Raw genomic sequence first — 25,473 nt, 5'->3', positions numbered from 1 at the left:
CGTTGGATGAGGGGCAGACATCATCGATTCGGGGAATCTGGCGGCGCGATTCATCACCATGCACGCCATTGGGCTTCATCGCGCGCCAATTGGCGACCTGTTCAGACCTTCCCTAGGCGCCAGTGAGCAGTGGGCGGCTGCCCCATCTGGCCAGGCGGGTTAGCGCCAGATGTAATGGCCCTTGACCAGACGGCCCTTTGAGCGATGGGCAGGCACCCAGACCTTTTGCTTGTGCCTTGCCACCTGGCCGCTGTGCACTTTGGCGCTGCCTGAATCGAAATGCATTGTGGAAGCTTGGGCGGTTGATGCGGCGAAGGAAAAAACCAGAACTGTCAGCGAAAGATATACCTTGTTCATCTCGATCCCATTTTTAGTGTTGTGCAACTGTTGCGAAGCCACTGGAGTATCAATGGTCTGTGTAAAGGCTTGAACAACAGGCCTGATCGAGGAAACGTTGGACCGGTGGCAGGCCACGCAGTACCCAAGTGGTCGACGCCCGCACATGACCGCAAGCGGCCCCCCCGACCAGGCGCTGCCTCAGGCTTTCGGCATGCGGTGCATCGCACAGAGCTTGTTGCCGTCCGGGTCACGCAGATAGGCCAGATAGAGCTTGCCGATTGGGAGAGCTGCTGGATGTCGCGCGAGCCCTCCTCGCTGAACTCAGTTCTCGGCGACGCCTGAAGCCAGCGTTTCGACGGGCGGGCGTCCCCGGCTGCGCCGGTCGGGCTGCTCCAGGTTCGCACTGGCGCTCACCCCTTGGGGACTGTCTTCGGCCTTGAGCATCCCTGACGCCGGCGCGGTATCCAAAGCCTCCGGGGTGCCTGTTGAGGGCGGGATGGGCTTGCCGATGTGCCCCGACGTTACCCCACCGCTTTCGCGTTCAAGGCGCTGCGCGCGCAGACGGTCGAATGTTCGGATAATGGTGGATGCATGAATACCTGCGCCGCGCCGCGCGACCACCGCCCTTACGCGAGGGCGGCTCCGGCCGGTGCCATGCCTCGGCAAGCTGACAACTGAATAAGGAATGGAATGCAAAACGGGCTTCCAGTCATCTTCGCTCGGCACCCCTCGCGAAGTTGCGAGCACCTGCTGCCGATGCTCGGCGATTGGCTCAACATTCGGATTGCCGGATCGGCGGAGAGTGAAGTTGAAGCCACGGCGCTTGTTGAATCACTCGGACGAGGCTGGAATCTGCTGATTGTCGACCTCGTCTTAAGATCCGGCACCGGTTTGGGAGTTGTGAAGTCGGTCAGGAAACATCATGACCAGTTTGTGCTGGTGCTGGCCAGCAAGGTGACACATCGGTTGCGCGCGCGGTGCTTATCCCTGGGCGCCGACGCGGTATTCGACGAGTCGACGGAACTCAACGCATTCTTCCGATTTTGCGCCACCGCCTGTTTGATGTTGAACAGCGCTGGGTTTGCGCGCGACGAACATTTCCGCAGGAGTTTGCTCGGCTTGGTGCAGCCCAACGCCGAACCGGAGACATTCGGGAAGGAACTGCACCAAGGCAGATCTCGGCGTTGGCGAAGAGCAGGACGCGCCATGCCCTGGCCAAAGGGATCGCGCGTCGATATCCATTCGGCAAACTCGCCTGTCGGCAAAAAAGACATCCGCAATAGTTACGATCACCCCCTGCAACTGGGGGCTATGACGGTTACCTTTGCCGCGGTCGAGGACGGTGGACTTGCTGCATCGCTTGCCCGGCAACTCCGAGAGATTTCAGAGGCGAGTGAGGGGGCAGCGCTGATAGTGGCCACGATTGCGTCCCTCTGCAGTGCCTTGAGTCCGGCGATCGGAAAGTTCGGCGTCGACGCAATGTTCCGCCGAAGCGTTCGGCGTGCGGCCGTCGGACATCCTTGGATGCGAAGCCTTCACGAACGGGATTCCAACGCGCCTGACCTCGCCGCGCTGAAGTCCTTGTTGGAAGCACAACACGTCCGGGAAACTTGCAAGGCTGGCAACTCCATTCTTGGCTCGTTCAACCATTTGTTGTCTGGAATGGTCGGGCTTCGGCTATCGGATGAGATGCTCCGCCAAGTCTCTTCAAACTGAGCTCAGTGACAACCGTTTCGCCCGACCCCAAGAAAAACCAGCTGCTCGCTGTACTGCCGGCCGCCGAGTGGCAGCGTTGGCAGCCGCAACTCGAGTGGGTGGATCTGCCGCTGGGGAAGGTGCTCTACGAGTCGGGCAGCACGCTCAGCCACGTGTACTTTCCGACTACCGCCATCGTCTCCCTGCTCTATGTGATGGAAAACGGCGCCTCGGCCGAGATCGCCGTGGTCGGCAACGAGGGCATCGTCGGCATTTCGCTCTTCATGGGCGGGGAATCGACGCCCAGCCGGGCGGTGGTGCAAAGCGCAGGGCAGGGCTTGCGGCTCCAGGCACAGATGATGAAGGACGAGTTCAATCGGGCCGGCCCGGTACTGCACCTGCTGTTGCGCTACACCCAGGCGCTCATTACGCAGATGGCGCAGACGGCGGTGTGCAACCGCCACCATTCGCTGGATCAGCAGCTATGCCGCTGGCTGCTGCTGAGCCTGGATCGCCTGCAAGGCAACGAGCTCGTGATGACACAGGAGTTGATCGCCAACATGCTCGGCGTTCGCCGCGAGGGCGTGACGGAAAGCGCACTCAAGCTGCAGAAGGCCGGGCTGATCCGCTATTCGCGTGGCCGCATCACGGTGCTGGACCGTCCCGGCCTGGAAGAGCGCACCTGCGAGTGCTATGCGGTGGTGAAGAACGAATACGACCGACTCCTTCCAGAAAGGGTACGTCAGGCAGGCTCAATGCCATAACTGGTCGTGATCGCATAGGCCTTGAGCTTGCCGACTCGTGCCCGTGCCCGTGCCGTCGCCGACTCTCTGTGTGACCGTCACGCATGGCGCTTGATGGCGATTGAATGCTTTGGTAGACACAGAGGTATTGGCCGGGGAAGAAGTACTGCTGGGCGTCGAACGGCAATAACCGACAAGACACGGCCGCCTCGAAGCAATTGCGTCGCAACAACGCAACTTCATTCACGCTCGCACAACTTCTGATTGCTCACGCGTGCGCAGCGCAACCCTTGTTGGGTATGCTGGCCGAGGCGTTGCCCCCGATGACCGATACGGAGCGACGCTTCCGGATCCGCGGCATCGAACTGCGGCTGATCTGACCAGAATCAAACAATGCGCCTCGCAGATGTCACCTCCCCTCGCCTCGGACTGCGCGCCCGATTGTCCCTAGGCATGGTTGCAGTTGTTCTGCTGACGACGCTCGGGGTCGCCACTGCCGCGCTCTATTTCGTCAAGCGCAACATGCAGACGGCCATCGCCAACGAGCAGTTCGAACGGATCTCCGCCCTTGCCGACGTCGTGGATCTGCAGTTCTCGAGTCGGCGCAGGCTGCTCAAGACTTTTGCCGACAGCGTCGACGCACAGCACGTTGCCGACGCCAATCTGCTGCAGGCAATTGTCATGCGGCATGAATCGCTGAAGGAGGTTTTTGACAACGTCGCCATCGCCGACATGAACGGCAATCTTGTGGCCGGCCTCAACGGCCCACCGCCAGCTGGGACGGTCAATATCAAAGACCGGGAATATTTCCGGTACGCGGTCGCCGCCAGGGCGGGGAACATCTCCCAGCCCTACCGGAATCGACTCAACGGCCAGGCGCAGATTGCCATGACGGAGCCAGTGCTGAACAGCCAAGGCGAAGTGGTCTACGTCATCTCCGGTGCAATCAATCTAAAAGGGCAGAACTTCCTGGGTGAGCTTGGCAACGTGAAGTTCGGCAAGAGCGGCTACATGTTCATCGTCAACACGGCCGGCATCGTCATAGATCACCCGCGCAAAGGCCAGATCCTCGAGCACGTGGATGCGGAGGGAGGTCAAAACCTTGCGGTGAACCGCGCCATCGCCGGGTTCGAGGGCACGGCCGAAGCCGTGAACGATGCCGGCGTCCATGGGCTCTACGCCTTCAAGCGCATCCGCCAGACCAACTGGGTGCTCGGGGCCATCTATCCACGAAGTGAAGCCTTTGCCCGTATCGAAGAAATCGAACGCTACACGTGGGCTGGCTCTGTGCTTCTTACCGTGCTGGTGGGGGGACTCGCCTTCGTAGTCATGCGGTTCCAACTCGTGCCCTTGACACGGCTGCATGAGCGCATGCAGGTCTCGCGCGAAGTCTCGAAAAGAACTGAATTGGAGCAAGTGTTCCCCAAGGACGAGATCGGCGACCTTTCGCGCACCTTCGATGCACTGATGCTGGAGCGCCAGACGGCTCAGGAGCGGCTGCAAGCGAGCGAGAGATTCCTGCGCGATGTGACCGACAACCTGCCGGCCGTGGTCGGCTATTTCGACCGCGATCAGCGCTGCCTTTTCGGCAACAAGGCAGGCCTCAGCATGCGCGGCAAAACGCAGGCCGATGTCGGCCGCATGACGATGAAGGAATCGCTGCCCGATGCGGTCTATAAACAACTTGTGCCAGAAGTTGCCAAGGTACTGGCTGGCTCGGCGTCGCGCTACGTGGGCAGCTACGAACGCAATGGCAAAGAGGGATTCTTCGAGTGCCATCTGGTACCCGACATACGCCAGGGTGGCGAGGTGGTCGGCTACTACGTGATGACCTTCGACATCACGCGCCAGAAGGTGGCCGAGCGCGAGCGGGCCGCGGGCGAGGCCCGCCTTCGCACCATCACGGACAACCTGCCGGCACTGGTATCGCACGTGGACGCGTCCTTGCATTTCACATTCGTCAACGCGCCGTTGCGCGCGCTGTTCGGCGACATCGAACTCGTGGGTCAGTTCGTGCCCGCTGTGCGGGGAACCGAAGACTTCAAGGCGGTCGAGCCCTATGTCCGCCGTGTGCTCGCCGGCGAGGCAGTGACGTTCGAGAAGAAAGGGGACCCTGCACGCGGGGTCGGCCAGAAGTGGCACCAGTCCCACTACATCCCGGATCTCGATCCGAAAGGCGTCGTACAGGGCTACTACGCGATGACTTTCGACGTGACCGAGCGAAAGCTGGCCGAAATCCGCAGCGCCGAAAGCGAACAGCGTCTGCGCGGCCTGACCGACAACGTGCCGGCGCTTTTGACCGAGCTGGATCGCGAGGAACGGGTGGTCTTTTGTAATGGCCGATACCTGACCTGGCTCGGCATACCGCCGTCATCGATGATGAACCGGCCGATCCGCGAGGCCATCGGCGACGCCCACTATGAAATGCGCAGGCCGCTGCTGGCGCGGGCCTTTGCCGGGGAGGAGGTCTCCTTCGAACAGACGGCCAAACTGCTGGTCGGCGAGCGAACCCTACAGACGACCTATCTGCCGCAGAGGAATGCAGACGGCGAGGTCGTCGGCTTGTACATCCTGGCCAACGACGTCAGTGACCTGAAGCAAAGGCAGATGCAGCTGGACACCCTCGCGCGCGAAGATGCGCTCACCGGTTTGCCGAATCGTCGCTCCTTCGAAGAGCATGTGCAAGAAGCGATGGCCCGGTCGAGGCGATCCGGGATGCAGCTTTGCCTCATGTTTCTGGACATCGACTACTTCAAGTCGATCAACGATTCACTGGGGCACGCCGCTGGCGACGCGGTGCTCAAGGAATTCGGCCATCGGCTCAAGGCGAGCGTGCGGGAGACCGACATGGCGGCGCGCTTCGCCGGTGACGAATTCGTGATCCTGCTTGAAGGGGGCGCGGGCGGCGATGAGGCGCAGCTGGTTGCCGGCAAGATCCTGGCGGCAATGCGTCCGGCGTTTGCCCTTCCCAGCCGCTCGCTGCAGGTAACAACCAGCATTGGAATCGCGCTGTCGGATGGGGATGTGGCTTTTTCAGCGTTGCTGGCCTCCGCCGACGCGGCGCTGTACGCGGCCAAGAGAGAAGGAAGAAATCGGTTCACGATGGCCCCGTCGAGAGCCGAAACTCAAGAAGTCCAGTACGACTCCACCTTTGCGCGGCGAGAGCCTTTGGTTAAATGAAACAGTAACGCTATCGACGCCACCGTTCCCTCATGATCAGGAGTTCACGATCGCGTTTCAGCCGGTCGACTGAGCTCAGTGATAGCCGTTTCGCCCGACGCCAAGGATCACGCAGATGGCGCAGACGGCGGTGTGTAACCGCCACCATTCGCTGGACCAGCAGCTATGCCGCTGGCTGCTGCTGCTGAGCCTGGATCGCCTGCAAGGCAACGAGCTCGTGATGACGCAGGAGCTGATTGCCAACATGCTCGGCGTTCGGCGTTCGGCGCGAGGGCGTGACGGAAAGCGCACTCAAGCTGCAGAAGGCCGGGCTGATCCGCTATTCGCGCGGCCGCATCACGGTGCTGGACCGTCGACTCGGCGACGCGCCTACGGGATCTTGCCCAGGATCGCGTCCATCTCGCTGCTCGAATACGCGCGAAGCGACTGAAAACGCACGTTGCCTTGCATGGCCGTGGCGAGGCTGAACGCCGCCAACGCTTGTTCGTCCTCTGCCTCAATTATGGAAACAAGGTCGTACTCGCCCATGGTCCACATAAGTTCCCGCATGGTGACGCCGGCCTTTTTCGCGACCTCTTTGGCGGCGGCGGCGCGTTTGGTCGTGTCCTTGATCGATTGCAGGCCCTTATCGGTGAAGTTCATCAAGCCAATGTAGGTGACCATGTCATCTCCTTCAGGTTAGACATAGGCGGCCGATGCCATCCGCATTGAACGACGCGCCGCCTGCCGTCATTCGATGCCGCCGTGATGCTACGCCCTTCCGAGGCAATGACAAGATGGTGGATCGCCCTCGTGACAAAACGATCTCACGTGCTCGCTGGGGCCACGGCTTTCAGCAGAGTCTCGCCAAGTCGATCTCGCAGCTCGCGCGCTCTCGGCCAAAGCATCGCCGACCAACCCGGAGTTCCTGGCTCTGATGACAAGGCAGGCGGGCTGGTGCCGCAAGTGGTCTAGCTCGACACCGAGCCGATGCTTGGTCTCATGACGCCGAAATAACAGGATGCAGGCTGATTCCGACGCAGATGGGTGGAGGCGTCGCCTTGTTGGAGCTTTCCGCCCGGCTGCCAAGGAATCGGCCCATCAGTAGATCCTGCCACCTGGCTGCGAGGAGATCAGCACGCCGGCTTCAGCTGACAGGTCGTAGCGCGTTGTCGCGCCGCCGGTGCCGGTCCAGTTCTTGACGTGGAACGACCCCGCGCCCGAAAGCCGCTCGACCAGCACGTTGCGAAAAGTCAGCGGCTGCCGCGGCTCGCAAATCGTCGGCGCAATCGACGGCCGCAGGAAGTACACCGATCCGCCGAGGTCGACGCCCTGCGGGTCGCGGTCGGCCAACCGGGTCGCGACGCCCTTGTCGATCACCACAGCGGTCGATGGATCGACCCCGATCCCGCGCGCCGCATCGACGCCGATCCAGCCGTCGCCGGGGTTGGTGAGGCGCGCCAGGAAGGCGACCAGCCGCCCCATGCGGTCGCGCTCGTCGAAATGCGAGTCGGTGATGACGCCGGTCATCGCGGCGGCGGTCAGGAACTCGCGGTCGAGCGTCATCCGGCGGTTGTAGGGGTTGGCCAATGCGTCGGCCGAGGTTACCGTGCCTTTCAGTGCGGCGAAGTCGAACTGCCCCAGCACCGCCAGGCCGGCGCTGGTGCCGCCGATCGGCACGTTGCGGCGGACCAACTCCTGGATCGCGTCGTCGAGCGCAGTGCCTTTCCAGAATTCGATGTAGTCGCTCTGGTCGCCGCCCGCGATGAACAAGGCTTCGGCCTTGCGCACCCGCTCGACCACAAAGGGGTCGTTGGCCGCCTCGACCGAAGGGATCACGAGCGACTCGACCGAATCGACGCCGCCCATCGCATAGACGTATTCGTTGTAGCCGCCGGCGCCGGTCGCGCGGATAACGACGAAGTCGCCGCCGCCGGCCTTGCCGATCATCCAGCGGAACGCCGCGTCGACGTCGGGGCCACCACCCATCAGCAACGTCGACGGCGAGCGCGGCGGCTGCGACGAGGCCGCATCGGCCGGGTTGCCGGTGAGGAAGTAATCGTAAGGCGTCTTGGCCTTCGGCGCGGCCGACGCGACCAGCGTAGCGCCGAGCGCGGCAATGACCAGCGCCAGCCGCGCCAACAAGTGCAGGAACGGCCGAGGGCCGCGTGCAGGGTTCGCTGCGTGCATCTTCATCTCCTCCTCGACGCCACGACAGGCGCCCGGGAATCTTGTTCGAGGGCCTGCGCGCTTGTCAATGGGCCCGACGCTGTCCGCGGCGCGATAGCTCCGGCCGAGCCGCCTGGTCAGTTGCAGCGCGACTCGTTGTTCTTGGCCTGCGTGGGCAACTGCTTCGAGCGCGCGCAGCTGCGCATCGATGAAGTCCGCGGGTGCGTCACTCACCGCCCACGGCACCGGGCGCGCTGCTTCATGATGATCCGTCAGGCGGCCGAGGAATGCGCGCAGCCAGTCCGTGTCAGCCATAGAGCAGTGCGACGTCCCCCTTATCCGGTCACTCCGCATCATTCCCGGACGTTGGTCCGATTGAGTCGAGACACTCGGTATGTCTAGATCAATGCCCGCAATCGGCGCTGGGCACGGTCAAGTCCGATGACCAGGCGATTCTCGATACTTTCCGCCTCCGTGATTCGCTCGTCGAGCCATGCCGCATCCGTGGATCCGACTTGGGACATCTTCTGCATCATGAGGCCGACGAGGGCGTTTTGATCCGTGATCAACCCATCCCAGAGGTCAATATCCGCCTGGGCGCTTTGTATTTGTACGTAGCTGGCCGTCATCGTTGTCTCCTGCGCGCTTGGCTGCATAGGCGTAGCGGCGTTAGTGGAGGAGGCCGTTGTTCGCTGGCCTCCTGCAAGGTTCAGTTGGCGAAGGCCCAGCACCACGGCGTGCATGCAGTGGCGTTGCCGAGCGCTCGCAACGCCGACTGCCTGGAGCTACATCGAATCGGCAACCACGAGGATTGCCTAGACCATGTTGAACCGGCCAAGGTTCATCACCTTGGTCCACGCCGCGATGAAGTCCTTCACGAACTTCTCCTCCGCGTCCGAACTGCCGTAGACCTCGGCCAAGGCGCGCAGCAATGAATTGGAGCCGATGGCCAGATCCACGCGCGTCGCGCTGCCCTTGCGCTCGCCCGTCGTTCGGTCGACTCCCTCGTACAGGTTGTTCTCGCCGGGCGCGGCCTTCCAGGTCGTGTCCAGGTCGAGCAGGCGAACGAAGAACTCGTTGGTCAACGCGTGCTCCTTCTGGCTGAAGATGCCGTGCTTGGTGGCACCGACGTTGGCGCCCAGCGCGCGCATGCCGCCCAACAGCACCGTCATCTCGGGCGCCGTCAGCGTCAGCAGTTGGGCCTTGTCGATCAGCAGCGCGTCGGCAGGAATCGCATAGTCCTTCTTCAGGTAGTTGCGGAAGCCGTCGGCCACAGGCTCGAGCACCTTCATGGCTTCCACGTCTGTCTGCTCCTGCGACGCGTCCATGCGGCCGGGGGTGAAGGGCACCGTCGCGTTGTGACCCGCGTTCCTGGCGCCCTGTTCGACGGCGGCGCAACCGGCCAGCACGATCAGGTCGGCCATCGAGATCTTCTTGCCGCCGGACTGCGCCTTGTTGAACTCGCCCTGGATGCCTTCCAGCGTCTGGAGCACCTTGGCCAGCTTGGCCGGCTCGTTGACTTCCCAGTCCTTCTGCGGCGCCAGCCGGATGCGGCCGCCGTCGGCGCCGCCGCGCATGTCGGAGCCGCGGTAGGTGGAGGCCGACGCCCAGCCCGTCAGCACCAGGTCGGAGACCGACAGGCCCGCGGCCAGGATCTTGCCCTTGAGCGCCGCGGCGTCCTTGTCGTCGATCAGGGGATGATCGACCTTGGGGATCGGATCCTGCCAGATCAGCTCTTCATTCGGCACTTCCGGGCCAAGGTAGCGCAAGCGCGGACCCATGTCGCGATGCGTCAGCTTGAACCAGGCGCGCGAGAAGGCGTCGGCGAACTGCTCGGGGTGCTCGAGGAAGCGCCGGGAGATCTTTTCGTAGGCCGGGTCGAATCGCAGCGAGAGGTCGGTCGTCAGCATGGTCGGCAGGCGCTTCTTCGACGGGTCGTGCGCATGCGGAATGTCCGCCGCTGCGCCCTTGGCCTGCCACTGTCCAGCGCCGGCCGGGCTCTTGGTCGGCTCCCATTCGAACTTGAACAGGTTCTCGAAGAAGAGGTTGGTCCACTTCGTCGGCTGCTGGGTCCAGGTGACTTCCAGGCCGCTGCCGATGGCGTCGCCGGCGATGCCGCTGGCATGGGTGCTCTTCCAGCCCATGCCCATTTCTTCCAGGTCATTTGCTTCAGGCGCTGACCCGACGAGGGTTGCCGGACCCGCGCCGTGGGTCTTGCCAAAGGTGTGACCGCCGGCGATCAGGGCGACGGTTTCCTCGTCGTTCATCGCCATCCGCGCGAAAGTCTCGCGGATGTCCCGAGCCGCCGAGACCGGGTCGCCGTTGCCGTTCGGACCTTCGGGGTTGACATAGATCAGACCCATCTGCACAGCCCCAAGAGGATTCTCCAGCTCGCGGTCGCCGGTGTACCTCTTGTCTTCGAGCCAGGTTGTCTCGTTGCCCCAGTAGACGTCCTGGTCAGGTTCCCACGTGTCCGGCCGACCGCCGGCGAAGCCGAAGGTCTTGAAGCCCATGGACTCCAGGGCCACGTTGCCGGTCAGGATCATCAGGTCGGCCCACGAGATCTTGCGGCCGTACTTCTGTTTGATCGGCCACAACAGGCGCCGGGCCTTGTCGAGGTTGACGTTGTCGGGCCAGCTGTTGAGCGGCGCAAAGCGTTGCTGGCCCCGGCCGCCGCCGCCACGTCCGTCGCCGGTACGGTAGGTGCCGGCGCTGTGCCAGGCCATACGGATGAAAAGAGGCCCGTAGTGGCCAAAGTCGGCCGGCCACCAGTCCTTGGAGTCCGTCATCAGCGCCCGAAGATCATTCTTCAGGGATTCATAGTCGAGGCTCTTGAACTCCTTCGCGTAGTCGAAGTCCTTGCCCATCGGATCGGACTTGGAGGAATGCTGGTGAAGCAGGTCGACCCGCAACTGGTTGGGCCACCAGTGGTGATTGACAGTGCCGCGACCCACCGTATGGTGGACTGGGCATTTGGCTTCCGCTTGAATCTCGGTCATGGGAATCTCCAGTTCTTTTGATTGAGAGCTGTGCATTCTGGTGCTGCGCGGACGAATAGGGCAAATGCTTTGCCTATGACAGCCATAGTGCTTTGCCACGTTCACGGGGGTGCGCTCCGGATTTCGAACGCGCAGCAGGCGGGTGGATGCGGCCGGCGGGGCGCGAGCGCCCTGCGCCTTGGAAATCAAGGCGGCGGGGCCTTGGCCATTCCGGCGGTGGAGGGGCCATGTTCGGAAGGAGTCGGCGCCTTCCTGGGCATCGATGCGCGGTGGTCGTCAGGGCGGTGCCGGGCGTGCCTGAGCGCGCCGCCGCATAGGTGACGTAGAGGGCCTCGATGTGATTCTTCCAGTCCTCGGCAGCCTGTTCCAGTTCGGCGTCTGCGTCAAGCTCCTCCCCGGGCGCTCCCCAGAGGGCGCCCAACGGCGTCCCGGTGCAGCATGGCAGCCACCGCACGCTTGTCAACCTCCACTTGAAGGTTTCAGCGATGTCGCCTCCGCAAGAAGATGCCGACACCCTTGCCAGGCACGCGAAGGCGCTCCTGGAATTGATCTTCAGGCTTCGACACAGAACGAGGTTGCCGTGTCGAAGCGCCTCATCCATCTCAAGGCGACCTCAACCGGAGGAGTTGGAACCATGGCAACGAAACTCGCTGCACAGTCCTTGTTGGATACGCCACTTCCCTTTCCGGATATCAGCCCCGGCAATCGTGAATTGATCCAACTGAACCTGAAACGCCGCCTGGAATTCTTGCGAACGCCGGAGCTCTTCTACGTCTGGTGGCGGCGCTGCACCGTCAAGGTGTTGATCGTGACCGATGGCAGTCTGAACTTCGGCGAAGGTGACTTCGGACTGTCCACCTTTGTGCGCACGCTGAAGAACGAAGCGCCCGGCCGAGTGCGGTTCGACTTGACACTGGCGCACATTCGAAACGTAAGCGATGCGGACATGCTGGCGTCCGAGCCCGGCATTGCGAACCGCATCAAGTCCTTCCGCTTCGACAACGCGGCCCACTTCACGTCGGAGATGTTCGACCAAATATGGCTATTCGGAATCGAAACCAGCTACGCAGGGATGACAGGACGCGGAACCTTTCTCGCGGCCGCGGAGATCGCTGCCATCCATGCTCACATGCAACGCGGCGGCGGCGTGTTTGCGACCGGTGATCACGGCTTTCTTGGCCAATCGCTCAGCGGCGGCCTACCGCGTGTCCGGGGCATGCGCTACTGGGGAGATTTCCCGAGTGCCGACAACAACCTGAATCAGGTAAGCATGACCGGGCCGCGCCGCAACGACAGCAACCAGGAAGGGAACGATCCGGGAACCTCCTTCAGCGATCAAAGCGACGACATTCCTCAACCGTTGGACCTGCTGCTCTACAGCTCCTACGCCGGCTTTCTGCGCAATGCGCGCTACCCGCACCCGGTGATGTGCGGCCGCATGGGTCGAATCGATGTGTTCCCCGACCACCCTCACGAGGGCGAGTGTCGTGAACCCCCCGACGTGACCTTGAGCTTCGGCGGTGCCGTCGAATACCCAACGGGCAGTGGCGGCACCCAGATCGTGCCGCAGGTGGTCGCCTGGGGACGCGTGCGGGCCGGCAATTCGACGCGGTCGACGGGACCGAACGGCATGAAGATCCCGACCGTCGCGCAGACCTTCGGAGTGGTCAGCGCCTATGACGGTCACCGTGCCGGCGGAAAGGGGCGGGTCATCTGCGATTCGACTTGGCACCACTTCGTCAACGTGAACCTGATCGGCGTGCTGGAGGGCGGCGGGTTCGACGAGTTCTCCAATGCGGGCGAGCACGCCAGCAAGCACAACGGCTTCCTCAGTTCCGCGGCCGGGCTTGCGGCTTTGAGCAAGATAAAGAACTACTACACCAACGTTGGCGTGTGGATCTCGCCACCCGCGCGGCACGACTGCTTCAACCGGCTTGCATGGTGGGAAATCGTCTTCACCGACCGGCTCATCGAGGCCACCCTGACCAGCCCGGACATTGCACTGGAGCGCATCCCTGCATCGACGCTGATGCACATCGGCATTCATGCTCGCGATGTGTTCGCTCGTCGAGCCAGCCAGTGCCAGACGCTCGAGTGGTTGATCGACTGGTCGAGGCGCTTCATCGAGGTAGCCTGGCTCGACCCCTGGGATCCGATCATGCATGTTCAGCTGGAGAAGGGCGATCCACCTCTACCCGCGGTCGATCCGATGCCGATGGTCGACGTTGCCCTGGGAGCTGCCCTGGTTTCGATGAGGCAAAAGTTTCCGTTTCCGCCAGCCAAGATCAGCGAGAAGCACGATGACGCGGCTTTCGAGGCCATCACGAAAGGTGCCCAGTACGGCATGCAACTGGCGTCGAAATTGACCTTGGATCAGTGCAAGTCATTCCCGGCGGTGTTGCGAAAGACATAGTGCCTGCAAGCGGCCGAAGGTGTCGTGACCGGCCGCCTTGAGGACTTGGCCGTCGCGATATCCATTGCCGAAATGAGCTGAGCGGCGACGCGACCTTCGGCTGGAATCGTCACGCCGTCCACGGCGGTCAGCGATGACCGCCACCAGTCTGAACCGAAAGTTCGACCTCGACCTGAAGGCGCAAGAGGCGCCCTGCAATGCAAGAGCTCGGATCACAAACGTCGAAGCGAAGGCTCATCGCTTGCGCCGCCATGGACGGCCGGGGCGCACGCGTCATCCGTGCGCCAGCATCATCTTCATGAACGTCATGCCATTGCGCTGGCCTTTGTCTTCATCGCAGTTGTTGAAGACGATGTGCGTGTTGCGCACCTTGTAGGCGAGCCGCACCACCTCCATCATGATCTCGCGCAGCTCCTGGTCGGGATAGTCGTAGTCGAATCGCTCGGCTGCCGACGCTGCACCCTTGACGTTGTAGGTGTCGGCATTCCGCCCATGCAGGCGCACCAGCGCGAAGTCGGGGTTCGTGGTCTCCGCCAGCAGCGGCACGCTGTTGGCGAAGCCTTGCGGGCCGTCGACGATGGTGTGCACGGCACCGAGCCTGCGCAGGAACTCGATCGTGCCGGCGCGATGCGCTTCGTCCCACCATGACCGGTGCCGGAACTCGATGCTGACCGTGTGACCCGCCATCTGCTCCACGCAATGCGCCACATGCGCATGTCCCTCGCGGTTGCAGACGAGCCAAGGCGGGTACTGGAAGTGCACCAGCCCGAGCTTGCCCGCCTGCCTGAGCGGGGCGATGGCCTCGCGGAAGCGCCGCCACAGCTCGACGCTGATCTCGGGCGGCGTGTCGCGGTAGTAGAGGGTCTGGGTGGTGGCCAGGGCTTGCTGGATGTCCCTGTGCAGCACCTTGGGATCGGTCTGGTGGCCCGTGAACAGCCGGAAGGCCTTCACGTTGAAAGTGAACGCATCGGGCGTGCGTTCGGCCCAGAGCTTTGCGTTGGCAGGCGCCGGAATGCCGTAATAGCTCGAGTCGACTTCGACCAGGCGGAAGATCGACGCGTAATAGCGCAGGCGGGCCTCGGCGGTCTTCGCCTCCTTCGGATAGAAGCGACCGCACGCCAACAGCGTCTTGTCAGTCCAGGAAGCCGTGCCGACCAGGATGCCCATTGACGCAGGTTACCTGATCCGAGCCAGCCGTCGGCCGCCTGCTGAGGCGCCCTTGCACGTCGGCATCGAGACAGGCCCGCTCCGCGCCTGCAGCTCAGCCAGTCCTTCCTCGGCGTGGACATGACGGACTGGTGGCTTCCAACGGCTGCGTGCTACCTCAACGGCGTCAGCAAGGCCAAGGCACTCGAAGCCGTGAAGGAAGCGACCGGGGTGGATCCGGCGCAGGCGACCGCCGGCATGAAGTAGGCCGAGGTCGTGGCGTACTGCGCGAGCAAGCTGGAGGGAACGCGTTGGCTGCCGTCACCGCTGCGGGTGAAGCGCGAGAGCGCTGATTCGTCCCGCATGCCGGAGGATGAGGTATCGGACGATTGAGTCGAGTGAAGTCTTGCGGGCCGGCGAGGGCGACCTTGCCGGCTTTTTTATGTGTGCGCTCCGATCTGGTGCGCGGAGGGCCACCCCGGCCGGCTACTTGTCGGCGTTCGACAGGTGCGACAGGGACGCGCGTTGCGCGTCAAGCGCTGCGTTGACTTCATCCATCTTGTCGGCGGTTTCATTCAACTTCGTTTCGAGCACCTCCGTGCGATCGATGGCGGTGTGAATGTCGCCGGTCGCAGCAACCTTGGCGATCTCCGTGCTGAGGACAGCGTGGACGACGCCCAGCTCGAGCGCAACATCTTCGACCGCCGCCGCAGCCTCCTTGTTTTTTTGCAGCGCCGCGGCCATCCCTGCTTCGGCAGGGGTGTTCTGGCGTGAGTTGTCCGGGGTCATCGCTGAGCATCATATCGACGCAAGGACCGATTGAACAGCGCCCCACCCGGCCTCGGGCAAAGACCTGCGCCTACAGAGGGAAGCACGCTGCCCGATAGAGTTTGCGAACAGTAACCCATTCCGCGGGGAGCGCGAACTGATGCTTCTCAAGACGATCCTGGTCGAGGACAACGCGACGATCCGGGCCAACATGATTCCGGCGATGGGCGAGCTTGCGGGTCTGGAAGTTATTGCAGTTGCCGAAACACAGGATGAAGCGCTGGACGCCCTCCAGTGTCATGCCGGTGTCTGGCAGCTGATCGTCGTCGATCTGTTCCTGCGCGAAGGCACTGGCATTGGCGTACTTCAAGGTTGCCGGCAGCGACTTCCCCAACAGGCCGCGCTGGTTCTCACCAACTACCCGACGCCGGAGATGAGGCGTCGGTGTCGTGAGCACGGCGCCGACGGGGTTTTTGACAAGTCGACCGAGCTGGAGGTGTTTTTCGAGACCTGTTTGGCGATGGGACGGATTGGGCAGTAGCTGCGGGCCTACCGGTCAGGATCTGTCCAGCAATGCCTGCCAACGCCCGCCCTCAGTGACTTGGTGCGTGCACTGCGGCAACTCGCGTCGGTCGACCTGCGCGGACCGGCCGACGTGGTGAAAGCAACGCAGGCTTTTTTCAACCGGCGGATGCGGGATCCTGCGGCCGACGCGGGTGGGCCAGTTGTTGGCGAGGCGCGGCAAGCGACGCCGTGATGGGCCGCTGCATGGCAGCAGGTGCCTTTTGGGAAGGCCAGCTGGCGTAGCGCTCGCAGACAGCGCCGAAGGCTGGCGCGCTCCAGTCGAATTCGTCGATGAAGGCGGCCAGCAGGTGGAGGCTCTGCTCCCACCGCAGCGGATCCTGTGCGCCGCGCATGATCAGCACGTTGGTGCGCGGCAGCCCCAGACGAACAATCCGTGACGCTGCGGCGCTGGTGTCCAGCTGCCAGTCCCAGCCCAGCGTGAGCCTGGGCACCTGGGGGCTGATCCACTCGGTGTAGCCGGAGAGTGTGGCGCTCGCACCGCAGCGCGGCTCGCCCGGGTCGGCGAGATCCTCATCGATCCCCGAAATGAGGTGCACCAGACGCAGGGTGCGCAGATCCTGTAGCCGCAGGTGAAAAAGCCCATCATCGAACGCGAGGCTCACTGGTTCTCCAATGCTCAATGGCGTTGGCGCATTGCCGATCAATGCGCCCCGGCCGCAAGCTTGCGTTTGTCACACTGCGGAATCAACTGCCATTTCTTATAGGCGTCGCGAGTTGCGGGGCCACCCGTCTTGCCGAAAGGTGCAGGTTTCGATACTTGAGTTCGAACGACTTGCGCTCCGTCGATCGACGGCCTGGCCGAATTGATCCATCGACGTGCGCCCTGGAGAATCAGGAAGCCGGTGGGACTGGCCGCGCTCGCATTCCTGGATCGAGCTACGCGCCCTGTTCCTTTGTGTCTCCGGTTCACCCGCCCACTATCCCCGCGCTATCTGCCGGACAGCCTGTTGCATTGACTCGGCGGACGCCTTGGCCAACTTCGCCCTGGAGGCAGGGTCTTCGACGAGCTCAGACATTTCGTGCATGGCCAAGCCGAGAAGCAAATCCTTCTTTGGCCCCGTGAAGTCCAGCTTGGCATCTTTCCAGCCTGGGTCCACCGGCACCGGGCCCTTCCCAGGCACCCAGATGTAGCCCGGCGCGTCGTTGATGATTCCGAAGAGGATGTAGACGACGCTGAGGTACTTTTCGATGTTGATCCTGAATCTGCTGGCGGCCTGCTCTGCTTCGATGATGCCTCGCAGATTCGGCATGACACCGATCCTGTCCGTGGCGGGGTTGGCGCTCTGCGTGTTGGTCGACGCGGATGTCAGCAGGTCTCGCAGGATCGCCGGATCGTAGTGGCGTTGTTGAACTTTCTTGCGCCACGACTGCATGAGCAGACAGGATGCCGCAATCATGGGCGACGCACCGGAAGTGCCTCCGAACGATGTGGTGTACGCCGTTGTCGACGTCCCCATCCAGCCGTCGCCGGTCGTGTTGATGTTCTCGCCCCATGCGTAGCAGTCGATCCGGCTGCCGAAGTTGGAGAACGACAGGCGTGAATGCGGCACGCCCGAGCTTGCCGCTCCGACCAGGATGGCGCCGGAATCCCGAAAGTCGCTGCTGGAGCGATTGAGCCGCTGGCGATTGGCGGCGTCAACGACCGTGTCCAGGTCGTGCGATCCGTTGCCGGCAGCTTCCACCACGACGATCCCGGAGTCCACGGCAAACCGGATGGCATCGAACGTCGCGGCCTCGATCTCGACGGGCAGGTTGCTCAATCCGTTGAAAGGGGTCTGGGCCTCGAGCAGTAGAACGTCGCCTGCGCTCATGGCCTGAACCGCGGACAAGATGGCGGCAGGGGTGCTGTAGGTGGTCGCGGTGCGGAACTGGGACACCACCCGTGCACTGGCCCGCGGCGCGATACCCACGACACCCAGCGTGTTGTCCGCGCCGACGACCTCGCCCAGCACCGCCGTGCCATGGCCGGGGTATGCGGCGTTGACGCCTGAGATCAAGGTGATGCCAGCGGCTGCGAGATCCTCATGGTTCAGGGTCCATCCCTGCTCGAGATCGACGAAGCCGACCCCGTTTCCATCCGTGCTGCCCCAGGCCCAGCGCGCATCGATGCCTCCAGGGGCTGCGTTCAAGTAGCCCTGATTGGCGCTGCGGGGATCGTCGTTTGGATTGACGGGCGGAGGACATGGACCGCCTTCGACGTAGACCTCATCGACCTCGGGCAATTGGCGCAGTCGCTTCACGACGTCGTCTGCAGCGGTCCGATCGCGGATTTCTGCGGCGAGGTACAGATCGAAGGGGCTGGTTGCCGCGACCCGCAGCGCCTGGTCTTCCGAGAAATACGGTCGGAGTTCAACGCCGGCGGCTTCCCGAAGGCTGGAGATGGCGCGGCTGCGAAGCTCGGGGGCCTCGGAGGAGCGCGTGGAATGTCGCTCCGAAAGTTTGACCACGATCCTGGCCGGCAGATTGCGTTGCTCGGAGGGTGGCGCCTTGCCATCGATGATTGCCATGAAAGCTTCTCCTTGAACCAGTCTTCTGCAGCCGCAAGATTGCGACGCGATCGCCCGCGAGATGCGCAACTGGTTCAATCAATCTAGGCTTGAAGTTCGCAAGCTGCCTCCTCCATGAGGATGAGAAGGGCGGCTACTTCCGTGGTCGCCCTTCGTCAATCCAAGCCTGAGTTTCCTTGATGCCAAGCCGGTAACGCGCACAGTTGAAAACCGCAAGTGCATTCAATTCCTGCGCAAGCAACTCCTGGAACTTTGAAGCATCCTCCTCGGGTAGCCCCAAGCCGGCAAGCGCCTCCGCCACAGGCTTTCGGCCCCTGACCACCAGGCCCACCGCTTCGTTGAGCGCCTCGCGGTACGTGACGCGAAATGGGTTCGGCGCGCTCATGGACTCCTGCACCACCTTGTACTTGGCTTGCGAGCGTCGGTAGGTCCAATCGAAGAGATCCACTGCCATTGAGACGTCGCAGTACTCGTAGACGCCCATCATGGCCAGCGCGTAATCTTCTCGGTCGACATCCAGGAACGACAGAGGTGCCTGGTTGTAGAGCATCAGCGGGACATTGGCTGCAAGCCGACTCACTCGCTTGTTCCCATCTTCGAAGGGCTGCAGATACGCCAGGTTGACCCAGAGGAAAAAGGCAGCCTCCATAGGGTTTTTGATGAGTTGAGCCATCAAGATGATGCGCTCGAACATCTCCTTCAACACCGCTGGAACCTGGGCGGGAACGTAGGTGGTGCCGCTGATGTTGACCACTTTTTCGCGAATAGCCCCGAGCGAAGCCACATCCAGCAGCAAGTCCTGCATTAGCACCGAGTGCAGATTGCGAACGAGTCCGGCACTGAGTCCCTGGGTCGGGACGGCATCCACCAGGAACTCGATGGCAGCCTTGTGATTGAGCAGCATGACCGCGTCCCCGTCTGTGGCAGCCGCTCCGCTCCTGAAAAGCTCCTCGGTGTCCTGCAGGGTGTAGCGGTTGCCCTCGAGATGAGATGACGACCACGACAGGTCGATCAGCAGTTGCTCCGGAACCTTGCGGACATAAGTGCCCGCCGGCAGTTGCCCCGGGTGGCGACCGAGCGCAGCCAGCTCTTCGGCGAGCTCGCGCGGCAGCAGGAAAGTCTCGTTGGGCCTGTACTCATCGACGAATTCGCGGCGGTACGTCACCGGCGTGCGGGCTGCCAGCGGCATTGCGAGTCGCTGCCTGAGTTCCACGCTCGCCTTGCGCCAAGTCGGAGCAACGCGGCGCGGGGCTTTTGGGGCTTCTTCGAAAGGTGGCTGAGCTGCAGCCTTTTCAAGCGCAGCGGGGGTTCCCGTTGCCAGCAGGCGATACCGGGTAGCACGAGCCTTGCCGGCGACCTCGATGCGCTTGTCCGCCACCAGCCTTGACAGCATGCGCTTGACGGCAGGCAGGCTCGAGCCTGCGGCTTCGACCAGTTGGCCAGAAGAGACGCGCTCGTGCCCTGCGGACGCGAGAGCGGCCATCGCTCGCAGCAAGGCATCGGATGTCAGTCGGGCGTCGTAAGGCATGAATCAGCTCGATGTTGTGAGCTGATTCTACCAAATTCGAGCCGATATGGCGCATATCGGCTCGATATTTGAGCCGATACTGAATGAGCTGAGCTGAGCTGAGCTGAGCTGAGCTGAGCTGAGCTGATACGCAGCCGGGCAGCCAGAATGCCGCGTTGTCGTTCTCGCCAAAGCGATCGCTTCGAACTTCAAGAACCTTGAGGGGGCCTAGAGGTGAGCGACTTGATCAGGCCGTTGTCGGTGGACTCTCCAGGCCTTGTGTCATTGAGCTTGGAGCTGCGTCCCCAAGCCCGTAGCTCGAGTGCCCTGGACGTGAACTCGGGGCCCGAGCGCGATCGGCTTGAACCAGCGCCTGAACTCGTGCCGCGATGCGATCCAGCACGACCTCGTGGTCAGTCTTCGTGCCCATCTCGCCGCGGACTCTGGCATCGAACATCGTGTGTGAACCGAACAGGTACATCGCAACCTGGGAACCCACAAGGTTCAGATCGTTGAGCAGCGGCTGGCCACCTGTCTGCCCGGCCGTCACACCGAGTTGCCGGAAGGTCGGATTCCAGGCGCACCAGCCGCCAAAGCCGGCGATGGTTGCGTCGGTCGGGCCGGCGTGGGCGTACTGACTGCCGTGGATCTGCTCGCGGCGCTCGGGGTCGCGCCAGTCGCGGAGATCGACCTGTTCAGGCGGCAGCGCCTGAAGCATCAAGCGGGCCGTTTCGAGGTTTTCAAGCCAGAACCGGATATGGGCCTTTCCAACGATCCACGGGTTGTATGAGAGATGCTTCATCAGATATCGAGATCGCAAGCCAACTCATGAACGCGGCTATGGGAGCCGCATTCCAGGGGCAATGTCACTGCTGAGCTACAAATGCAGCCAAATGTATCTGTGGACAAATCTCTTGTCACTATCAATGTTGAGAGCTTGTCAAGGTGCCGGTTTGTTGTTTAGGAACTGCTCAAAAGTCGAGCAACCTGTGCATTTGGCATTCCGCATGCTTTTTGAGCGGAGCCTTGGTTCCCCGCCGGGGGCTTCAGGAAATCCATGCATGCGTTGTGCGCGATGCGGAACTGCCAGCCTTCAACGTTCTGGATCGATGGCACGCCCAAAACTCTAGTTGGCCTTGCACAGGGTTTCCTTAACGCAGAATCTCAATTCAAAAATCGAATCCGGTAATCGGCCGGTGGCATGGCGCACTGCTCGAGTCGCCCGAACACGCGGTACCGATTCCTTGCGAGAAGACGGTAGAGCGGATCCCGAAGCTGGACGGGCACGAGCCAGCCGATCCAGGCCAGTCGCCACGGCCACCCGAGCGCGCTCAGGACACGGAAGATCGCACCGGTGTGCTGCCAGCTGCGCTCCCCATCGATCAGGAGCAAGGTCTGCAAACCGTCCACCGCAAGTCCTGCCTTGGCGAGCAACGCCTGACCCGCCTCGCTCTGGATCGACGCGAACCGGAAAACGCCCCTGCGGTCATGGCGCAGCAGGAACTGCACCCAGCCATTGCAGAGCAGGCACTGCGCGTCAAACACCACGATCATGGATTCGGGACTCCTTCGGAATCAGCAGTTTGCCGTAATAGCCACTGACGACGCCGATCCAGGGCAGGGAGGCGCGGACATTGAAGCGAAGGAAGTCCTCGTCCCCGGACTCTTCGGCGACGACGGCCGGGAGCAGCCAGGCGGGGCACCGTATCCCGAAGAAATGGAGTCGTTCAAGCTGCATGATCAACCGGCCTTGTGATTCCTGCAGAAGGAAAGCCAGTCGCGCTGCGCCGAGCTTTTCCACGACGAACTGGTGTTGCTGCGTCAACGCGGAGGTCATCACCCCGGACGGAAAGTGGCGCGTCCAGGTTTCGCGATCCGGTTCGGCGTCGAGCTCGAAGCGGATGGTGCCATCGACGGCGCTCCGTGGCGTGCCGATCAGTCGAGCGAGCAGCCTGGCCAGCCATGACTGCGGTGCCTGCATCTGCACGTCGCCTTGCACAACGTGCGAACCCAAAAGGCTGTGAAATCGCTGAAGCGCGGGGTGCAGCCGCAGGAAGCTGTCACCCATGACCCGGCGATAGAGCGAGCTACCGGTCATTCGGTGTCAGCACTTCAGATCGAAAACGCGCTTGCGCGCCTGGTACAGCGCGACATCGGCCTGACCCCTGGCAGATCCTGTCGCTTTCGTCGCCCGCTCTTCGAGTTCCGGGATCTGCTGATCCAGCGAGGCACACTGACGCTGATCCGCCGGCGACAGGTTGTAGCGCCGTCGCCGCACGTCCATCTCGCCGTGCGACAGGCCGTGCAGGGGGCGCGTTGCATTGTCCAAGGTGGTGTGAAACTCTTCGCGCTGAACCTCCTTGCCTTTGCTCGAGCGACCGCTCATCTTGTCAGCGCCCTGGGTGGGCGCCACGTCGACCGTCTTCGCCCCAACGCAGGGGACATCCGAGTAGTTCACTTTCCCTGGGTCTCGCAGCGGTAGACGATCTGTGGGGCAGCAGTGCAGACCGCGGGGATGAGGAACAGGGCGACGTGGAGGTATTTCATGGCACCTGAGGACTGCAGACGCCGAAGGTGGCGAGGGTGAAGGGTGGGAGTTCACGCCAGGCGCTGGCGGTTTCAGCAGTCATTCGGGTTGGGACGCCATGGCGCTGCAGATGGTAGCGAAGGTGGCTACCGCTTTCTGGGGCGCCGTTCTGACCACGTCCATCGGGCTGCTCAGAACGCGCTTGTAGCGATCCATCACCGCCGGCTCGACGCCCAGCCAGCGAGATATCTTGGGCGTCTGCCCATGCCTTTGCACGCTGACAAGAAGGGGTAGGTCAACGCGGCATGCATGCCGATCAGGTATTGGAATCGGCGGCGCAAGCAACTTGCATCAGCGCGGTCAATCCCGTACGCTGGCCCGGCGTCCGCGCGCAACACCCGAGCCCTTGCGGGCCGCCGGGCCGGCCTTGCAGACGCGCAAAGGAGTCCAGCCATGCCAAGCCGATCGAACGGCCTCGCGGCCGAAATGGAAGCAGTGCGAACGCTGGCGTTCGTTGGCGCCGCGGGCGCCGGCAAGAGCTCCCTCGCCGAGGCCTTGTTGTACAAGGCGGGTGCCATCGGAGCGTGCGGCAGCATCGAGCGCGGCAGCACCGTCAGCGACCACGACCCGCTGGAGCGCCGCATGCAGCATTCGCTCAACGCATCGGTGATGCACCTCACGCATGCCGGCACGCGCATCCACTTCATCGACACGCCCGGCGGCCCCGACTTCCTCGGCCAGAGCCTGCCGGCGCTGGAGGCGGTCGAGACGGCGGCGGTGGTCATCAATGCCGCCACCGGCATCGAGCCGATGACGGTGCGCATGATGGCGTACGCGGCCTCGCGCCACCTCGCCCGCATGATCATCGTCAACAAGATCGACTCGCAGGGCGTCTCGCTGGCGGGCCTGCTGGCCGACATCCAGGCGACCTTCGGCCGCGAATGCCTGCCGCTGAACCTGCCTGACGGGGTCGGCAGGCAGGTGGTGGACTGCTTCTTCAACCGCTTCGGGCAGTCCGACTTCGGCCCCGTCGAAGTGGCGCACCGCGCGCTGGTGGAGCAGGTGGTCGAGGTCGACGCGGCCTTCGTCGACCGTTACCTCGAGGAGGGCGACGTGGATTCGGCCGAGCTGCACGCGCCGCTCGAGCAGGCGCTGCGCGAAGGCCACCTGATCCCGGTGTGCTTCGTCTCGTCGCGCAGCGGCGCCGGCATGGCCGAGCTGCTGGACGTGATCGTCAAGCTCCTGCCAGACCCGACCGAGGCCAACCCGCCGGACTTCATCGTGGGCGAGGGCGCAGAGGCCCAGCCCATGGAGGCCAAGCCCGACCCGACGCTGCACGTGCTGGCGCATGTGTTCAAGGTCACGATCGACCCCTATGTCGGCAAGATGGGCATCTTCCGCGTGCACCAAGGCACGGTCACGCGCGACAGCCAGCTCTACATCGGCGACGGCCGCAAGCCCTTCAAGGTGGGGCACCTGTTCATGCTCCAGGGCAAGGACCATGTCGAGGTGTCGCGCGCCGTGCCCGGCGACATCGTGGCAGTGGCCAAGGTCGAGGAGATCCATTTCGATGCCGTGCTGCACGATGCGGCCGAAGACAGTCACGTGCATCTCGCGCCGCTGGCGTTCCCGGTGCCAGTGCATGGCCTGGCCATCGAGCCCAAGCGTCGTGGCGACGAGCAGCGCGCCTGGGAGATCCTCGGCAAGCTCGCGGCCGAGGACCCCTGCCTGCGCATCGAGCACGTGGCCGCGACCAACGAGACGGTCCTCTACGGGCTCGGCGAGCTTCACCTGCGCATCGCGCTCGAGCGCCTGCGCGAGGTGTACCGCTTCGAGGTCCAGACGCGATCGCCGCGCATCGCCTACCGCGAGACCGTGACTGCGCCCGCCGAGGGCCATCACCGCCACAAGAAGCAGACCGGCGGCGCCGGCCAGTTCGCCGAAGTCTTCCTGCGCATCGAGCCGCTCGCGCGCGGCGCGGGGTTCGAGTTCGCGGACGAAGTCCGGGGCGGCGCGATCCCGGGCCAGTTCATCCCCGCTGTCGAGAAAGGCGTGCGCGAGGTGCTGGCGTGCGGCGCGATCGCCGGCTACCCCGTGGTCGACGTGCGCGTCGTGGTGCACGACGGCAAGCACCACAGCGTCGACAGCAAGGACATCGCCTTCGCGACCGCCGGCCGCAAGGCCTTCATGGCCGCGATCCGTGAGGCCCGGCCAGTAGTGCTCGAGCCGATCGTCCAGATCGAGATCGCCATGCCTGAGCATTCTGTCGGCGATGTCACGAGCGACCTGTCGTCGCGGCGCGGCCTGGTCACTGGCACATCGGGCAATGGGGTCGGCACAGTGGCCATCGGCGGGCAGGTGCCCGAGGCCGAGCTGGCCAACTACCAGTCGCGGCTCAATGCGATGACCAGCGGCCAGGGCCGGTACACCATCGCGTTGTCGCACTACGAAGCCGTGCCGCCGACCGTTCAGCAGACGCTGATGGGCCAGTACCGGGTGCGCGAAGACGAGTAGGAGAAGCTCAGAGCAATTCGAACGCGATGTCCTGTGCATCGCCCACAGCACCTTGTTGCCGAGTGAACGCAACTGTTCTTTGCACTTTGCCTCTCGCTACTACCCGCAGATGACGCAGGCGCGATTTGCTGGACTGGCTGGCTGGCTGGCCGGTCAGGCAGCCCTATCGCTCTTCTTGCACGCGCGCCGCCGAGCAATCGACTAGGGCGTACCGTGAGGTCAAAATGCTTCCTCGCCCGGCTATTGCGATCACCCTAATTCTTGCGGCACATGTCCGATACGCAGGGCGGATTCAACCGGTCGCTGCAACACATTGGCTGAACATCTCAGCGGGTGTCTGGAAGCCAAGCGTCTTGCGCGGCCTCTTGTTCAATTGTCTCGCGATCGCGTTGAGCTGAAGCT

The 25,473-nt window shown here is 63.2% G+C and carries 22 protein-coding genes and 2 pseudogenes; 8 read left to right on the top strand and 16 right to left on the bottom strand.

The features are described 5' to 3' along the window. Positions 1-159 precede the first annotated feature (159 nt). The 3 genes and pseudogenes from ACSFA8_RS26620 to ACSFA8_RS26610 all read right to left on the bottom strand — a co-directional run bounded on the left by ACSFA8_RS26620 (position 160) and on the right by ACSFA8_RS26610 (position 1,035). A complete protein-coding gene (locus tag ACSFA8_RS26620) occupies positions 160-357 on the bottom strand; it encodes a hypothetical protein (protein ID WP_435482459.1) in 198 nt (65 codons plus the stop codon). A 180-nt stretch (positions 358-537) separates the two neighbouring features. Continuing rightward, a pseudogene (locus tag ACSFA8_RS26615) lies at positions 538-621 on the bottom strand (VOC family protein); the annotation flags it as partial. 39 nt (positions 622-660) lie between these two features. Then, positions 661-1,035 (bottom strand): hypothetical protein, encoded by a 375-nt coding sequence (locus ACSFA8_RS26610; RefSeq protein WP_435482458.1) that lies wholly within the window; start codon positions 1,033-1,035, stop codon positions 661-663. Here ACSFA8_RS26610 and ACSFA8_RS26605 point away from each other — a divergent pair. The 4 genes and pseudogenes from ACSFA8_RS26605 to ACSFA8_RS26590 form a co-directional block, all read left to right on the top strand. Beyond that, positions 1,030-2,055 (top strand): hypothetical protein, encoded by a 1,026-nt coding sequence (locus ACSFA8_RS26605; protein ID WP_435482457.1) that lies wholly within the window; start codon positions 1,030-1,032, stop codon positions 2,053-2,055. The genes ACSFA8_RS26610 and ACSFA8_RS26605 overlap by 6 nt on opposite strands. A 5-nt stretch (positions 2,056-2,060) precedes the next feature. Then, on the top strand, positions 2,061-2,798 hold the full coding sequence (locus tag ACSFA8_RS26600) for a Crp/Fnr family transcriptional regulator (RefSeq protein WP_435482456.1): 738 nt from the start codon (positions 2,061-2,063) through the stop codon (positions 2,796-2,798). A gap of 372 nt (positions 2,799-3,170) precedes the next feature. Further along, positions 3,171-5,957 carry a sensor domain-containing diguanylate cyclase gene (locus ACSFA8_RS26595; protein ID WP_435482455.1) on the top strand — a complete coding sequence of 929 codons (2,787 nt, stop codon included), beginning with the start codon at positions 3,171-3,173 and terminating at the stop codon, positions 5,955-5,957. A 106-nt stretch (positions 5,958-6,063) separates the two neighbouring features. After that, positions 6,064-6,424, top strand: a pseudogene (locus tag ACSFA8_RS26590) (Crp/Fnr family transcriptional regulator); the annotation flags it as partial. On the opposite strand, the gene ACSFA8_RS26585 reads toward ACSFA8_RS26590, so the two are convergent. The 4 genes from ACSFA8_RS26585 to katG form a co-directional block, all read right to left on the bottom strand. Then, entirely contained in the window at positions 6,327-6,620 is a 294-nt protein-coding gene (locus tag ACSFA8_RS26585; RefSeq protein ID WP_435482454.1) for a GYD domain-containing protein, read from the bottom strand. The pseudogene ACSFA8_RS26590 and the gene ACSFA8_RS26585 overlap by 98 nt on opposite strands. 417 nt (positions 6,621-7,037) lie before the next feature. Then, the gene (locus tag ACSFA8_RS26580; protein WP_435482461.1) at positions 7,038-8,459 is read right to left on the bottom strand and encodes a cyanophycinase; all 1,422 of its coding nucleotides are present in this window, start codon (positions 8,457-8,459) and stop codon (positions 7,038-7,040) included. 44 nt (positions 8,460-8,503) lie between these two features. Then, positions 8,504-8,734, bottom strand: coding sequence for a hypothetical protein (locus ACSFA8_RS26575; protein ID WP_435482453.1), 231 nt, complete (start codon positions 8,732-8,734; stop codon positions 8,504-8,506). Positions 8,735-8,920: 186 nt separating this feature from the next. Further along, a complete protein-coding gene (gene katG, locus ACSFA8_RS26570; protein WP_435482460.1) occupies positions 8,921-11,095 on the bottom strand; it encodes a catalase/peroxidase HPI in 2,175 nt (724 codons plus the stop codon). Between the two features lie 643 nt (positions 11,096-11,738). On the opposite strand from katG, the gene ACSFA8_RS26565 reads away from it, so the two are divergent. After that, the gene (locus ACSFA8_RS26565) at positions 11,739-13,517 is read left to right on the top strand and encodes a hypothetical protein (RefSeq protein ID WP_435482452.1); all 1,779 of its coding nucleotides are present in this window, start codon (positions 11,739-11,741) and stop codon (positions 13,515-13,517) included. A gap of 273 nt (positions 13,518-13,790) precedes the next feature. On the opposite strand, the gene ACSFA8_RS26560 is transcribed toward ACSFA8_RS26565, so the two are convergent. Beyond that, positions 13,791-14,684 carry a DUF72 domain-containing protein gene (locus tag ACSFA8_RS26560; RefSeq protein WP_435482451.1) on the bottom strand — a complete coding sequence of 298 codons (894 nt, stop codon included), beginning with the start codon at positions 14,682-14,684 and terminating at the stop codon, positions 13,791-13,793. 120 nt (positions 14,685-14,804) lie between these two features. Between ACSFA8_RS26560 and ACSFA8_RS26555 the strand changes: the two genes are divergently transcribed. Then, entirely contained in the window at positions 14,805-14,930 is a 126-nt protein-coding gene (locus ACSFA8_RS26555) for a hypothetical protein (RefSeq protein ID WP_435482450.1), read from the top strand. 219 nt (positions 14,931-15,149) lie between these two features. Here ACSFA8_RS26555 and ACSFA8_RS26550 read toward each other — a convergent pair whose 3' ends face one another. Beyond that, positions 15,150-15,452, bottom strand: coding sequence for a hypothetical protein (locus ACSFA8_RS26550; RefSeq protein ID WP_435482449.1), 303 nt, complete (start codon positions 15,450-15,452; stop codon positions 15,150-15,152). A 139-nt stretch (positions 15,453-15,591) separates the two neighbouring features. On the opposite strand from ACSFA8_RS26550, the gene ACSFA8_RS26545 reads away from it, so the two are divergent. Beyond that, positions 15,592-15,972 carry a response regulator gene (locus ACSFA8_RS26545; RefSeq protein WP_435482448.1) on the top strand — a complete coding sequence of 127 codons (381 nt, stop codon included), beginning with the start codon at positions 15,592-15,594 and terminating at the stop codon, positions 15,970-15,972. Between the two features lie 139 nt (positions 15,973-16,111). Here ACSFA8_RS26545 and ACSFA8_RS26540 read toward each other — a convergent pair whose 3' ends face one another. The 7 genes from ACSFA8_RS26540 to ACSFA8_RS26510 all read right to left on the bottom strand — a co-directional run bounded on the left by ACSFA8_RS26540 (position 16,112) and on the right by ACSFA8_RS26510 (position 22,488). Continuing rightward, the gene (locus ACSFA8_RS26540; protein WP_435482447.1) at positions 16,112-16,618 is read right to left on the bottom strand and encodes a DUF4902 domain-containing protein; all 507 of its coding nucleotides are present in this window, start codon (positions 16,616-16,618) and stop codon (positions 16,112-16,114) included. Between the two features lie 315 nt (positions 16,619-16,933). After that, positions 16,934-18,523, bottom strand: coding sequence for a S8 family peptidase (locus tag ACSFA8_RS26535; RefSeq protein ID WP_435482446.1), 1,590 nt, complete (start codon positions 18,521-18,523; stop codon positions 16,934-16,936). Positions 18,524-18,656: 133 nt separating this feature from the next. Beyond that, positions 18,657-20,051, bottom strand: coding sequence for a Fic family protein (locus ACSFA8_RS26530; RefSeq protein WP_435482445.1), 1,395 nt, complete (start codon positions 20,049-20,051; stop codon positions 18,657-18,659). A gap of 226 nt (positions 20,052-20,277) precedes the next feature. Beyond that, positions 20,278-20,832, bottom strand: coding sequence for a hypothetical protein (locus tag ACSFA8_RS26525; RefSeq protein ID WP_435482444.1), 555 nt, complete (start codon positions 20,830-20,832; stop codon positions 20,278-20,280). A 362-nt stretch (positions 20,833-21,194) separates the two neighbouring features. Next, positions 21,195-21,584 (bottom strand): thiol-disulfide oxidoreductase DCC family protein, encoded by a 390-nt coding sequence (locus tag ACSFA8_RS26520; RefSeq protein ID WP_435482443.1) that lies wholly within the window; start codon positions 21,582-21,584, stop codon positions 21,195-21,197. Continuing rightward, on the bottom strand, positions 21,568-22,098 hold the full coding sequence (locus ACSFA8_RS26515) for a DUF4166 domain-containing protein (protein ID WP_435482442.1): 531 nt from the start codon (positions 22,096-22,098) through the stop codon (positions 21,568-21,570). The genes ACSFA8_RS26520 and ACSFA8_RS26515 overlap by 17 nt, the downstream gene beginning before the upstream one ends. Before the next feature lie 36 nt (positions 22,099-22,134). Beyond that, complete coding sequence (locus tag ACSFA8_RS26510; RefSeq protein WP_435482441.1) at positions 22,135-22,488, bottom strand: DUF4124 domain-containing protein; 354 nt, start codon at positions 22,486-22,488, stop codon at positions 22,135-22,137. A gap of 522 nt (positions 22,489-23,010) precedes the next feature. Between ACSFA8_RS26510 and fusA the strand changes: the two genes are divergently transcribed. Next, a complete protein-coding gene (gene fusA, locus ACSFA8_RS26505) occupies positions 23,011-25,071 on the top strand; it encodes an elongation factor G (protein WP_435482440.1) in 2,061 nt (686 codons plus the stop codon). The last annotated feature ends 402 nt before the right edge of the window (positions 25,072-25,473 follow it).

Origin of the sequence: Variovorax nitratireducens (assembly GCF_051216545.1) — a bacterium.
Classification (GTDB): domain Bacteria; phylum Pseudomonadota; class Gammaproteobacteria; order Burkholderiales; family Burkholderiaceae_C; genus Variovorax.
Note: the sequence above shows the minus strand (reverse complement) of the source record. Positions and strands in the feature narration are given on the sequence as shown.